The organism is Arthrobacter antioxidans (genome assembly GCF_023100725.1).
GTDB lineage: Bacteria > Actinomycetota > Actinomycetes > Actinomycetales > Micrococcaceae > Arthrobacter_D > Arthrobacter_D antioxidans.
This window is the reverse complement of the sequence record NZ_CP095501.1, coordinates 905,877-918,652: the sequence shown is the minus strand read 5'-3', so window position 1 is coordinate 918,652 and position 12,776 is coordinate 905,877. Positions and strand designations below refer to the sequence as shown.

The following is a 12,776-nucleotide window of genomic DNA, read 5'->3' as shown; positions in this document are numbered from 1 at the left end:
TGGTGGTCAGGCGTTGTGCGGGTGGTTGGGGGTTGCCCATCGGCTCTAACCTACCGAGCTTCGTCGGGCTCCGCCTAACGGCGGATGTCGGGCGGTGTCAGTGGAAGAAGTGGCGCGCGCCCGTCAGGTAGAGGGTGACGCCGGCGGCGTTCGCGGCGTCGATCACTTCCTGGTCGCGCACCGACCCGCCCGGCTGCACCACGGCGCGGACACCGGCGTCGAGCAGGATCTGGAGGCCGTCGGCGAAGGGGAAGAAGGCGTCCGACGCCGCCACCGAACCGCGGGCGCGCTCGGTACCGCCGAGGGTGTTGGCGCGTTCCACGGCCAGCCTGCACGAATCGACGCGGTTGACCTGGCCCATGCCGACGCCCACGGAGGCGCCCTCGTGGGCGAGCAGGATGGCGTTCGACTTCGCGGCGCGGCACGCCTTCCAGGCGAAGGCGAGGTCGGCGAGCGTCGCGTCGTCGGCGGCGTCGCCTGCGGCGAGCGTCCAGCCCGCGGGGTCGTCGCCGTCGGCGTGGAGCGTGTCGGCGATCTGCATGAGCACTCCGCCGGAGACCTGGCGGAACTCCACCGGGTGCCGCCCGTAGCCCTCCGGCAGGGTGAGCAGCCGGATGTTCTTCTTCTGGGAGAGGATCTCGACGGCCTCGGCGGAGAACGCCGGGGCGATCACGACCTCCGTGAAGATCTCCTTGACGGTCCTCGCCATGCCCGCGGTGACCTCGCGGTTCGCGGCGATGACGCCGCCGAACGCGGAGACGGGGTCGCAGGCGTGGGCCTTCGCGTGGGCGTCGGCGATCGGGTCCTCCGCCTCGGCCGATCCGACGGCGACGCCGCACGGATTGGCGTGCTTGATGATCGCGACGGCGGGCTCGTCGAAGTCGAAGGCCGCGCGCAGGGCCGCGTCCGCGTCGACGAAGTTGTTGTAGCTCATGGCCTTGCCGTGCAGCTGGTCCGCCTGCGCGATGCCCGGCGTGGCACCCTTCTCGACGTACAGCGCGGCCTGCTGGTGCGGGTTCTCGCCGTAGCGCAGCACCTCGGACCGCTCGAGGGCGAGGCCCGCGTAGCCGGGCCAGCTGACCTCCTCGTCGATCTCGAACTGCTCCGCGGTCCAGGAGGCGACGGCGGTGTCGTACGCGGCGGTGTGCGCGAAGGCGAGCGCGGCCAGCCGGCGTCGTGCCTGGAGGTCGAAGCCGCCTTCCGCCGCGGCGGCGACCACGTCGCCGTAGCGTGCGGGATCGACGACGACGGCGACCGACGGGTGGTTCTTCGCCGCGGACCGCACCATCGCCGGCCCTCCGATGTCGATCTGCTCGACGACGGCGTCGGGCTCCGCGCCCGAGCGCACGGTCTCCACGAAGGGGTAGAGGTTCACGACCACGAGGTCGAACGCCTCGATGTCGAGCTCGGCGAGCTGGTCGATGTGCTCCTGGCGGCGGCGGTCGGCGAGGATGCCGGCGTGGACCTTGGGGTGGAGGGTCTTCACGCGGCCGTCGAGGGTCTCCTGGAACCCGGTCACCTCGGAAACCTCCGTGACGGGCACGCCCGCGGCGGCGATGCGCTGCGCGGTCGAGCCCGTGGAGACGATGGAGACGCCCGCGCGGTGCAGGCCCTGCGCCAGCTCCTCCAGGCCGGTCTTGTCGAACACCGAGATGAGTGCTCGGCGGATGGGGACACGGTCGAGGTGGGGCAGGCTCACGCAGATCTCCGTAGGTCGCTTCGCTGGGTCGCCCTCCAGTCTATAGGGGCGCCTTCCGCGGCACCCCCGGATGACGCACGGTGCCCGAGCGGGCAGGGACGGCCCCTGGCGTACAGTTCTCGCAGGACCCGCACCCTCCCCGAAGGCACCATGAGCATCGATACGCGACTCCCCACCGGCGACCAGGTGGTACAGGACCTCCCGTGGCGCTGGAAGGTCCAGGGGAAGATCTTCCTCATCGGCGGCCTCGGCTTCATGTTCGATGCCTGGGACGTGACCCTCAACGCCTACCTGATCCCGCTGCTGATCGGCGACTGGGGGCTCACCTCGGGCCAGGCCGCGTGGATCGCGACGTCGAACCTGATCGGCATGGCCGTCGGCGCCTTCGCGTGGGGATCCGTCGCGGACATCATCGGCCGCAAGAAGGCGTTCACCCTCACCCTGCTCGTCTTCGCCCTGTTCACGGTGCTCGGGGCGTTCTCCCCGGACATCGTCTGGTTCTGCGTGTTCCGGTTCCTGGCCGGTTTCGGCCTCGGCGGCTGCATCCCCGTGGACTACGCGCTCGTCGGCGAGTTCACGCCGCGCCGCCAGCGCGGCCGGGTCCTGACGGCGATGGACGCGTGGTGGCCGATCGGCGCGTTCCTCTGCGGCGTGGTGACGACGGCGATCGTGGCGCAGACCGGCGACTGGCGGCACGCGATGCTGGTCATGGTGCTGCCGGCGCTCCTCGTGTTCTGGGTGCGCCGCGGCGTGCCCGAGTCGCCGCTGTACCTCGTGCAGCGCGGCAGGGTCGACGACGCCCGGGCCGTGATCGACGACCTCGTGGTGAGGACCGGCGCCGAGCAGCGCCCGTGGCGCCTGCCGGAGCCCGAGGACACGCCCCGGCTCTCGCTCGGCAGCATCTCCGGGCAGCTCACGGGCCTCTGGCGCTACGACTGGCGCATCACCCTGACGGCCTGGAGCCTGTTCCTGACCATCCTGCTCGTCTACTACGGGGCGCTGACGTGGATGCCGCGCATCCTCATCGCCTCCGGCTACGCGCAGTCCATCGCATTCATCACCACCACGTTCATGACGGGCGTCGGTTTCCTCGGCGTGATCGCCGCGGCCCTGCTGGTGGAACGCGTGGGCCGCAAATGGCTGCTGGCGATCACCGGACCGGGATCGGCCGCGCTCCTCGTGGTCTTCGCGCTGACCCTCGACCTGCCGGCCGTCGCCACGGCCTGGCTGCTGGCCTTCGGCTTCGTGGTGCAGGTGGCGATCCCCGTGCTGTACACCTACGTCTCCGAGCTGTACCCCACGGAACTGCGGGGCAGCGGTTTCGGCTGGGCGTCGACCATCTCCCGCATCGGCGCGGGCCTCGTGCCGCTGATCTTCGGCACCCTGCTGTGGCCCGTGCTCGGCCTGCCGCTGACGTTCGCGCTCATCGGCGGCCTCGTGGTGCTCGCCGTCGTGTTCATGGCGTTCAACGCGCCCGAGACGAAGGCCGCCCGGCTGCGCTGAACGGCCCCGGCCAGGACTCGGGCAGCTCCGCGTCCGGGGTCTCCTCGAGGGAGACGACCTTCCAGGCGCCGTCCGCGAACTCGGTGTACGCGTCCGGGTTGACGGGGATCAGGGCGGTGACGTCGGCGCTCGCCTCCCCCACCAGCCCGTTGCCGGCGGGCTCCTCGATGTTCACGGCGGCGGCCGAGGAACCGGCGGGCGACGGCGAGGCGTCGGCCGGGGTGGCCGGCCGTCGCGGAGGTGCCGGCGCAGGCCGTGAGGGCCAGCAGGGTGAGGGCGGCGGTGGCCGGGCGGCGGGGGAAGGTCATGGTGGTCCCAACGGTGCTCGACGGATCGGTAGTAGCCTGAGGCCACTACCACCTCAACCGCGGATGGAATAGTTTTCGCGTAAATTGCGCGCGGAGGATTGACTCCCCGTGTGACGTCGGACACGCTGGTGCCTGACCCCCGAAGGAGACCCCGTGAAACCACGCCACGCCACCGTCGTCGTGCTGACCGCCCTTGTGGCCGGTTCCGTCGCCGCACCGCCCGCCCTTGCCGCCCCGAAGAACCCCGGAGGCTCCTCCGCCGCCTCGGCCCAGCACTCGCTGCGCTCCGCGGTCACGGACGAGAACTTCTACTTCGTCATGGCCGACCGCTTCCAGAACGGCAGCACGGCCAACGACGACGGCGGGCTCGGCCCCGATCCGTCGGTGTCCGGTTTCGACCCCACCCGGAAGGGCTACTACAACGGCGGCGACCTCGAGGGCCTGCTCCAGGAGCTCGACTACATCCAGGGCCTGGGCACCACCTCCATCTGGCTCACCCCGAGCTTCAAGAACCGTGCCGTGCAGCCGGAGGACGACTCGGCCGGCTACCACGGCTACTGGATCACCGACTTCACGCAGATCGATCCGCACCTCGGCACCAACGAGGACCTCAGGACGCTCATCGACGCCGCGCACGCGCGGGGGATGAAGGTCTACTTCGACATCATCACCAACCACACCGCGGACGTGATCGGCTACGACGCCGGGGAGCGCGCCCCCTACATCTCCAAGGACGAGGAGCCGTACCGCGACGCCGCCGGCACCGCGTTCGACGACCGCGACTACGCGGGCACGGGCACGTTCCCCGAGCTCGACGCCGAGACCTCCTTCCCGTACGTCCCGGTGGTGCCGGAGGCCGACCGGGACCTCAAGGTCCCGGAGTGGCTGAACGATCCCACGCTCTACCACAACCGCGGCGACACGACCTTCGCCGGCGAGGACTCCTTCTACGGCGACTTCTTCGGCCTCGACGACCTCTCCACCGAACACCCCGTGGTGGTGGACGGCATGATCGACATCTACAAGACGTGGATCGCGGACTTCGGCGTGGACGGCTTCCGGATCGACACCATGAAGCACGTCGACGACGAGTTCTGGCAGCAGTTCGGACCCGAGGTGCTCTCCTACGCGCAGGAGCAGGGCAAGGACGAGTTCTTCATGTTCGGCGAGGTCTTCGACACCACGAAGTCCTTCACCTCGCAGTTCACCACGCGCAACCGCATGCAGTCGGTCCTCGACTTCCCGTTCCAGGCCGCCGCCCGCGGCTACGCCTCGCAGGGCGCACCGGCAACCGATCTCGAGCGCTTCTTCGCCGGCGACGACTGGTACACGGACGCGGACTCCAACGCCTACAGCCTGCCGACCTTCCTCGGGAACCACGACATGGGCCGGATCGGCGGCTTCATCGCGACCGACAACCCCGGAGCGGCCGACGACGAACTGGTGGCACGGGACACCCTCGCGCACGAACTGATGTACTTCTCGCGCGGCAACCCGGTGATCTACTACGGCGACGAGCAGGGCTTCACGGGCCCCGGCGGTGACCAGAACGCGCGGCAGACGCTGTTCGCGAGCCAGGTCCCCGAGTACCTCGACGACGACCTGCTGGGCACCGACGCGACCCACGCCACGGACACCTTCGATCCGACCCACCCGCTGTACCGGGGCATCGCGACCCTCGCCGACGTCACCGCGCAGCACCCGGCCCTGCGCAACGGCGCCCACCAGCACCGGTACGCCTCGGACGGCCCCGGCATCTACGCCTTCTCCCGGACCGATGCGAAGGACCAGCGCGAGTACGTGGTGGCGCTGAACAACAGCACCGAACCGAAGACCGCGGCCATCCCCACCTACGCCGGCAAGCGCAGCTTCGGCCTCGTCCACGGTAACGCCCCGAAGCGCGCGAAGTCAGCGGCCGACGGCACCCTCACCGTCACCGTCCCCGCACTGTCCACCGTGGTCTACGAGCTGTCGGGGAAGATCCCGCACTCCAAGGCCGCGCCGGCGATCAGCTTGCAGCAGCCGGCACCCGCCGCCGAGGACAACGGCCGCATGAGGGTGGCCGCCGATGTCGCAGGTTCCTCGTTCTACGAGGTCACCTTCGAGGCCCGCACCCCGGGCTCGCCGTGGACGAGCATCGGCACGGATGACAACGCACCGTTCAGCGTCTATCACGACACGAGCACCCTGCCCGCAGGAACGGCCGTCGAGTACCGCGCCGTGGTCCTCGACAACGCCCGCCACACGCGGACGTCCGCGGCGGTACCGGCCACCGTGCCGCAGCCGCGGCTGACCATGGGCCTTCCCGCGGAGGGCACCCAGGTCCAGGGCGACGTCGAGGTCACCGCCACGGCGAGCCCGGAGGACTCCGAGTACGCCGTGACCCTCGAGCGCAGCATCGCCGGAGGGGCGTGGACGGCCCTCGGCACGGACGACTCGTCGCCGACCTACACCGCCGTCGACGATCTCGCGGCGCTCGACCTCGCCGAAGGCACCCAGGTCCGGTACCGGGCGGTGCTCGGGACATCGGTGAGCGACACCAGGACCGTGACGGCCGGGTCGGTGATCGAGCAGCCGGGCACCGTGGCCGTGGCCGGGAGCCTCGATTCCGAGCTGGGCTGCGGCAGCGACTGGGACCCGGCGTGCGACCAGGCGCAGATGACCTTCGACGCCGCCTCGCAGACCTGGATCCTCGAGGTCGCGGACCTGCAGGCCGGCAGCTACGAGTACAAGGCGGCCCTCGACCGCAGCTGGACCGAGAACTACGGTGCCGGTGGCGGCCGGGACGGCAGCAACATCGTGCTCCAGCACGCGGGCGGTCCCGTGACCTTCGTGTACGACCACCGCACGCACGTGATCACCACGCGCTAGCGTCGTCGGTGAGGACGCACTGACCGCCGGGACCGCGAGGTCCCGGCCGTCGGTGCGTCCGGGTGTGGAGGGGTCGGCTAGAGCCAGTCGTTGCGCTTGAACGCCCAGTACAGGCCGCCGCCCATCGCGACCATGAGCAGCAGCGCGAACGGGTAGCCGAACCCCCAGTGCAGTTCGGGGATGACATCGAAGTTCATGCCGTAGATCGAGGCGATCAGGGTCGGTGCGAAGAGGATCGCCGCCCAGGACGAGATGCGCTTGACCTCCTCGCCCTGCCGCAGCGACGTCTCCGTCATGCGCGTCATCTCCTCGTTCTGCCGCTGGGCCACGAGGGTGGCGTGGACCGTCAGGGCGTTCTGCAGCAGCGTGCGGAACGTGTTGATGCGCTCGACGATGCGGATCACGTGGTCCTGCACGTCCCGGAGGTTCCGCGCGAGCTCGTCGTCCATCCGGTACTTCTCGGAGCCCCGGAGCAGGGCGTCCATCATGGCCTCCAGGGGCTGGGCGGCGCGCTGGAACTCGATGACCTCGCGGTGCAGTTCGTAGATCCTCCGCGAGACGTCCGGCGCTCCCCCGAACAGTTCGTTCTCGATCTCGTCGATGTCGTTCTCGAGTCCCTGCACCACGGGTCCGTACTCGTCCACCACCTGGTCGAGCATCGCGTACAGGACGGCCTGCGGGCCCGTGCCGAGCAGCTCCGGGTCCGCCTCGAGCCTGCGCCGCACGATCCCGAGGTCCGGTGATTCGGCGTGCCGGACGGTGACCACGAAGTCCTCGCCGATGAAGATGTGCAGCTCGCCGAATTCCACCTTCTCCTCGGCGTCGAGGTAGCGGGCGGGCCGCAGCACCACGAACAGGGTGTCGCCGTAGCGCTCGAGCTTGGCGCGCTGGTGTCCGTTGGTGGCGTCCTCGACGGCGAGATTGTGCAGCCCGAACTCTGCCTCGACCGCCTGGATCTCCTCCCGCTCGGGGCGGTAGAGGCCGATCCACCCCATGCCGCCGCTGTCCCGCATGAGCTCGAACGTCTGGTCCAGGGTCTCGGGGTGGATGCGCTTCTTCCCGCCGACGTAGACGGCGTTCGCGACCAGCGGCATCTCAGGCCCCGGCCCGGTCGGAGCCCGCAGGAGCACCCGCCAGCCCGGCGAGGGTCTCGATCAGGAGCCGGCGCTCCTCCACCTTGATCCGCTCGTGGAGGGTCTCCTCGGTGTCCTCGGGCAGGACGGCGACGGCGGCCTGGGCGAGGATGGGGCCCGTGTCCACGCCCGCGTCGGCGATCATGACGGTGCAGCCCGTCACCTTCACGCCGTAGGCCAGGGCGTCACGGACGCCGTGGGCGCCGGGGAAGCTCGGCAGGAGTGCCGGGTGGGTATTGAGGTAGCGGTCCGGGAACGTGTCGAGGAAGTGCTGGTCGACGATCCGCATGAACCCCGAGGACACCACGTAGTCGGGCGCGTGCGCGGCGACGGCCCCGGTGAGGGCGCGGTTCCAGTCCGCCCGCTCCCCGTACTGCCGGAAGTCCACCTCGAACGTCGGGATCCCGGCCAGGGCCGCGCGCCGGACGCCTCCGGTGCCCGGACGGTCGGCCCCGACAGCGGCGATGGTCACGGGGAGACGGCCCTCGGCGACGGCGTCGATCACGGCCTGGAGGTTCGATCCGGAGCCGGAGACGAGGACAACGATGCGCATGACTCAACCTTAGGGTCTCGCCTCGCCTAGGGTTGAACCATGGCGAGGCGAGGAACCACCAGGCAGCAGGACACCGACCAGGCCGGACCGCGGGGTCCCGGGACCGGGCCGACGGCACCGGACGACCCCGCGACCGCGCGCGCCTCGTCCGCCAGGTTCTGGCTGCGGCTGTTCTTCCTGGCCCTCCTCGGTGCGTCGCTGACCAGCGGCCTGGTGCTGCCGTGGAAGGTGCTCGCGCTCGCCCTGGCGCTGTTCGCCCTCGCCGCCGGCGTCGTCGGCCTCGTGAAGGCCATCGGCGCGAAGCTCCCCCGCTTCGTCGTGCTCGCGACGTCCGTGGGCCTGGCTGCCGCACTGTTCCTCACGGCGGGCACCGCCGCGTCGATCCTCCTCTGGCCCATCACGCAGACGTACGAGGACTGCATGTCCCGCGCCCTGACCCTGCAGGCGCAGGGCGACTGCGAGGACGGCCTGCGGAGCCTGGACGGGTTCGGCGGTTCGTAGGGTCCCCCAGGGCCCGGGGCCCGGCGGGCGCGAGGCTCAGCGCCGCCGCGGCTCCCGCTCCAGCAGCGGCCCGAGGGCGTGCCCGAGCAGGGCGCCGACGGCCACCTCCAGGCCGAGCCACAGGCCGACCGCCAGCGGGTCCGGCCCCAGGTCGGTGAAGCGGCCCAGGCCGAGCGAGGCGCGCGAGAGCAGGGCGACGGCGGCGCCGCCCAGTCCCGCGGTGATGCCGATGAGTCCGGCGAGCGCGAGGGTCGACGCCGTCGAGGTGAGCCACCGCCTGCTGCTGCGCAGCACGAGCCACTCGTCGAAGTGGTTCTCGCCCTCACGGAAGAACCACCAGCCCGCGAGGAGCCCGGCGAGCACCGGGATGGCGAGCGCCGCGTACCCGTACTCGAGCGTGCCCGCGGGGAGCGCGCCGAGGATGGGCAGGGCGGGCAGGGGGCCGACCGTGCTGGCCAGCGGCGTGAGGGAACTGCCCGTGCCGAGGGCGAAGCCGGCGCCCGTGGACCAGGACATCGTCCACAGGGCGAGGTTGGGCAGGAGCCCGAGCTGGAGCAGGGTGATGACCGACGCTCCGGCGATCCCGCCGTCGATGCGCTCGTAGATCGCGGCGATGCCGGCCCAGTTCAGCCCGATCGCGACGGCGAGCAGGGCGGCCGAGAGGCACGCGGCGACCAGCACGGCGATGACCCCCGAGCGGACGATCGACCAGGCGTAGGACCCCGCCCAGCGGGAGTGCTGACTGGCGCGGCCCACCCAGGCCGCGAAGTCCACGCCCACCAGGCGGCTCCAGGCACCCGCCTCACGGTAGGCGCCGGTGATCAGCCCGACCCCGGCGGACACGGGAGGGATCAGGGCGCCGGCCACGAGCGGGACGGAGGCCTCCGGGGTGCCCGATACGTACGCGATGCCCGCGCCGATCGCCGCATAGGTGACGAGGGCGCCGAACAGCGCCTGCCAGAGCTGGTCCGTGTAGGACGCCCGGGCCAGCCGGCGTCCCGCACGCCAGGCGAGGAGAAGCGGCACGAGGATCAGGCCGAGGGGAACCACGTGCAGCAGCCCCGACACCGCCTCGGCCCCGGCCACCCCCGGGGGGAAGTGGAGCACTAGGGGCACCCCGTGCATGACCAGCCAGCCCTGGCCCGCCAGGCGCGCGGCGGACTCCGCCGTCCGGTCCGCGAAGCCCCCGGTGAACCACACGGCGGCGACGGGGAGCACCACGAGCAGGGCCGAGATCACGGCGGCCTGGCCGAGTTCGAGCACCCCCTGGAGCCACAGGGGCATGGGAAGGGCGCGGGGCTTGGTGGGGATTTTCATCCCTCCCATGGTGCCACCGCCGTCGGCTCCCGCCGCCCACCGACGCGGGACGGAGACGCGGGATGGACCGGGCGTGCGGGCGGGGCGCCGGTCACCCGAAGATGTCGAGGAGGCCCTTGACGACGGCGAGGCCCGCGCCGATGAACGCGATCACGATGACGAACAGGCGGGCCTGGTCGTCGCGGACGAAGCGGCCGAGCTTCTCCCCGGCGAAGATGCCGGCCACGATGGCCAGCCCGATGGCGATCCACATCCACGGCGCGAGGACGGGCGCCTGGTCCGGGTCGATGAGCAGCTTCGTGACGAGGGTGACCGACCCGATGCAGACGAAGAAGGGCTGGAGCGTCGCGGCGAAGGGACGCTGGGGCCAGCGCGCGAGGAGGGCGTACGCACTGACGGCCGGGCCGCCGACCCCGGCCATCGAGTTGGTGACGCCGGCGGCGAAGCCCGCCACCGCCTTCGGCGTGTTGCCGCGCACCACGACGTCGGACCGCTGGAGCACCAGGGAGACGGTCAGTGCCACGAGGACCACGGCGCCGACCGTGACCGACAGCGGTGCGGACGGGAGGGCCACGGCGAGGAACGACCCCGGGATGGAGCCGAACAGGGAGGGGACGACGAGCCAGCGGAACATGCTCCAGTCGATGTCCTTCCAGACCCGGCCCACGATGATGGCCGAGGACACGACGCCGCAGAGGTTCACGAGGAGCACGCCCTCGTGCGGCCCGAGGATGATCACGAGGAACGGGGCGATCAGCAGCGCGAAGCCCAGTCCGGCGATGCGTTGGGCGATGGCCCCCACGAGGATCGAGGCCAGCACGATGCAGAAGATGCCGAGAGTCACCCAGCCACAGTACGCCCAGGCAACCATCAGTCCTCCCTCCGTGACGGGTCCCCCCGGCGGTACGCTGGGCCCATGACGGCCCTCACCACCGCACTGGCCACCGCGGACTGGCGCCGGCGCGTCTTCCGCCTCTACGACGACGTCCGCGAGCGCGCCGTCTCCGCATCGCCCGAGACCGCCCACGCCACGTGGCGGGAGGGCCGCGACGCGCTGTTCCGCACCCACCCGGCGTCGGCACTCCGGGAGGGCGCGCGGGAGTCCTTCACCGGGCTCGCGGTGGCGCCCTACGACCCGGCCTTCCGGTTCGAGGCGGAAATGGACGACGACGGGGCGGGGCAGGCGATGGACGTCGCGACCGGCACGGACGGCGTGGTGCCGTTCCGCCGCCTCGGCAGCGTGCTGCTGCCCGGGCTCGGGAAGCTCGCCCTGTGGAAGCTGGGCTCCTACGGCGGCGGGCTGTTCCTGCCGCTGCGCGACGGCACGTCGGGCCGGCCCGGCGGCGCGTACGGCGGAGGCCGCTACGTCCTGGACAGCGTCAAGGGCGCCCACCTGGGCGAGGGGCGGCCCGGGCGCCTCGTGGTGGACCTCAACTTCGCCTACAACCCGTCCTGCGCCTACGACGAGGCGTGGGCGTGCCCCCTGCCCGGCCCGGACAACCGGCTCGTGGACGACGTCCCCGTGGGCGAGCTCTACCGGGAGTACTGACCCCCGCCACCGGACGCTGCCTCATTTCGTCCGACGTTCACCCCGGGGTCACCCTGCGGCGGCCCGCCCTCCGCCTGGGCGGGCGACCGTGGGGGTGTGAGGATAGCCATCGTCGCAGAATCGTTCCTGCCCCACATGAACGGGGTCACCCACTCGCTGCTCAAGGTGCTCGCCCACCTGCGGGCGCGCGGCGACGACGTGCTGGTGATCGCGCCGGCATCGTCCTGGCTCGACGAGCCGGCGCCGTCCCGGGTGGAGGGCTTCCCCGTCCACGTCCTCCCGTCCGTCGCCCTGTCGGGGTACGCCGACGTCCGGGTGGCCGCCGGGACGGTCGCCCGCGTCCGCCGCATCCTCGCCGCGTTCGCGCCCGACGTCGTCCACATCGCGTCCCCGTTCGTCCTCGGCTGGCGTGCCGTGCAGGCGTGTACGCAGCTCGGCATCCCCACGGTGTCCGTCTACCAGACCGAGGTGCCCGCCTACGCCGCCCGGTACGGCGTCCCCTGGCTCGAGCCGCTCCTGTGGCAGCGCGTCGAGAACATCCACGACGCCTCCACCCTCACCCTCGTGCCGTCCACGTTCGCCCTGGACCAGCTGCGGTCCCGGGGCGTGCAGCGGCTCAACCTGTGGCGGCGCGGCGTCGACACCGAGCGGTTCTCGCCCGCCCGGTACGACGCCGCATGGCGGGCGACGGTCGCGCAGCCGCACGAGCGCATCATCGGCTACGTGGGCCGGCTCGCGGCGGAGAAGCAGGTCGAGGATCTCGCGGTGCTGGACTCCCTGCCCGGCACACGGCTCGTGATCGTCGGCGCGGGCCCGCAGCACGAGAGCCTCCGGGCCCGGCTGCCGAGGGCGCACTTCGCAGGATTCCAGGGAGGAGCGGATCTCGCCCGCAGGCTCGCGTCCTTCGATCTCTTCGTCCACCCCGGCGAGTCCGAGACGTTCTGCCAGACCATCCAGGAGGCCATGGCGTGCGGCGTCCCGGTCGTCGCCGTGGGCCGGGGCGGCCCCCTGGACCTCGTGGATCCGTCGCGCACGGGCTGGACGTACACCCCCGGCGACCTGCAGGGACTGCGCGCCGCCGTCGTCGACCTCGTCGGCGACGACGCCAAGCGGCGCGCGTTCGGCCGGGCGGCCCATGCCTCGGTCCAGGGGCGCACCTGGCCCGTGCTCTGCGAGCAGCTCGTGACCTACTACGGGAAGGCCATCGCGGTGCAGCAGCGACGGGTCCATCTCGCCGGCACCGGGGCGGACAGGCGCTCGGGGGCGCGGCGGGCGATCCGGCCCGAGTGATCCGCACCCCCGGAAGGCTGGACTCGGCCCGTCGAAGGGGGTAGGGTGCGCG

General features: G+C 71.7%; 11 protein-coding genes. 5 read left to right on the top strand and 6 right to left on the bottom strand.

Annotated elements, in window-relative coordinates; genetic code table 11:
• Nucleotides 1–97: 97 nt before the first annotated feature.
• Entirely contained in the window at nucleotides 98–1,699 is a 1,602-nt protein-coding gene (gene purH / locus MWM45_RS04335) for a bifunctional phosphoribosylaminoimidazolecarboxamide formyltransferase/IMP cyclohydrolase (RefSeq protein ID WP_247828397.1), read from the bottom strand.
• 150 nt (nucleotides 1,700–1,849) lie between these two features.
• On the opposite strand from purH, the gene MWM45_RS04330 reads away from it, so the two are divergent.
• On the top strand, nucleotides 1,850–3,202 hold the full coding sequence (locus MWM45_RS04330) for an MFS transporter (protein ID WP_247828396.1): 1,353 nt from the start codon (nucleotides 1,850–1,852) through the stop codon (nucleotides 3,200–3,202).
• Here the strand turns inward: MWM45_RS04330 and MWM45_RS04325 are convergent.
• On the bottom strand, nucleotides 3,165–3,377 hold the full coding sequence (locus MWM45_RS04325; RefSeq protein ID WP_247829302.1) for a hypothetical protein: 213 nt from the start codon (nucleotides 3,375–3,377) through the stop codon (nucleotides 3,165–3,167). The genes MWM45_RS04330 and MWM45_RS04325 overlap by 38 nt on opposite strands.
• Nucleotides 3,378–3,663: 286 nt before the next feature.
• Here MWM45_RS04325 and MWM45_RS04320 point away from each other — a divergent pair, with 286 nt between their 5' ends.
• A complete protein-coding gene (locus MWM45_RS04320; RefSeq protein WP_247828395.1) occupies nucleotides 3,664–6,381 on the top strand; it encodes an alpha-amylase family glycosyl hydrolase in 2,718 nt (905 codons plus the stop codon).
• Nucleotides 6,382–6,458: 77 nt separating this feature from the next.
• On the opposite strand, the gene MWM45_RS04315 is transcribed toward MWM45_RS04320, so the two are convergent.
• Both MWM45_RS04315 and purN read right to left on the bottom strand, forming a co-directional pair.
• Nucleotides 6,459–7,475 carry a magnesium and cobalt transport protein CorA gene (locus MWM45_RS04315; protein WP_247828394.1) on the bottom strand — a complete coding sequence of 339 codons (1,017 nt, stop codon included), beginning with the start codon at nucleotides 7,473–7,475 and terminating at the stop codon, nucleotides 6,459–6,461.
• Between the two features lies 1 nt (nucleotide 7,476).
• Nucleotides 7,477–8,067, bottom strand: coding sequence for a phosphoribosylglycinamide formyltransferase (purN, locus tag MWM45_RS04310; protein ID WP_247828393.1), 591 nt, complete (start codon nucleotides 8,065–8,067; stop codon nucleotides 7,477–7,479).
• Nucleotides 8,068–8,106: 39 nt separating this feature from the next.
• Here purN and MWM45_RS04305 point away from each other — a divergent pair, with 39 nt between their 5' ends.
• Complete coding sequence (locus MWM45_RS04305) at nucleotides 8,107–8,568, top strand: hypothetical protein (protein WP_247828392.1); 462 nt, start codon at nucleotides 8,107–8,109, stop codon at nucleotides 8,566–8,568.
• Nucleotides 8,569–8,604: 36 nt separating this feature from the next.
• On the opposite strand, the gene MWM45_RS04300 is transcribed toward MWM45_RS04305, so the two are convergent.
• Nucleotides 8,605–9,885: a cell division protein PerM gene (locus tag MWM45_RS04300; protein ID WP_247828391.1), complete on the bottom strand. Its 1,281-nt coding sequence runs from the start codon at nucleotides 9,883–9,885 to the stop codon at nucleotides 8,605–8,607.
• 91 nt (nucleotides 9,886–9,976) lie between these two features.
• Nucleotides 9,977–10,729 (bottom strand): sulfite exporter TauE/SafE family protein, encoded by a 753-nt coding sequence (locus tag MWM45_RS04295; RefSeq protein WP_247828390.1) that lies wholly within the window; start codon nucleotides 10,727–10,729, stop codon nucleotides 9,977–9,979.
• A 72-nt stretch (nucleotides 10,730–10,801) separates the two neighbouring features.
• Here MWM45_RS04295 and MWM45_RS04290 point away from each other — a divergent pair, with 72 nt between their 5' ends.
• Nucleotides 10,802–11,434, top strand: a complete 633-nt coding sequence (locus tag MWM45_RS04290) for a DUF1684 domain-containing protein (RefSeq protein WP_247828389.1) — start codon at nucleotides 10,802–10,804, stop codon at nucleotides 11,432–11,434.
• Between the two features lie 96 nt (nucleotides 11,435–11,530).
• Entirely contained in the window at nucleotides 11,531–12,724 is a 1,194-nt protein-coding gene (locus MWM45_RS04285; RefSeq protein ID WP_247828388.1) for a glycosyltransferase family 4 protein, read from the top strand.
• Nucleotides 12,725–12,776 lie beyond the last annotated feature (52 nt).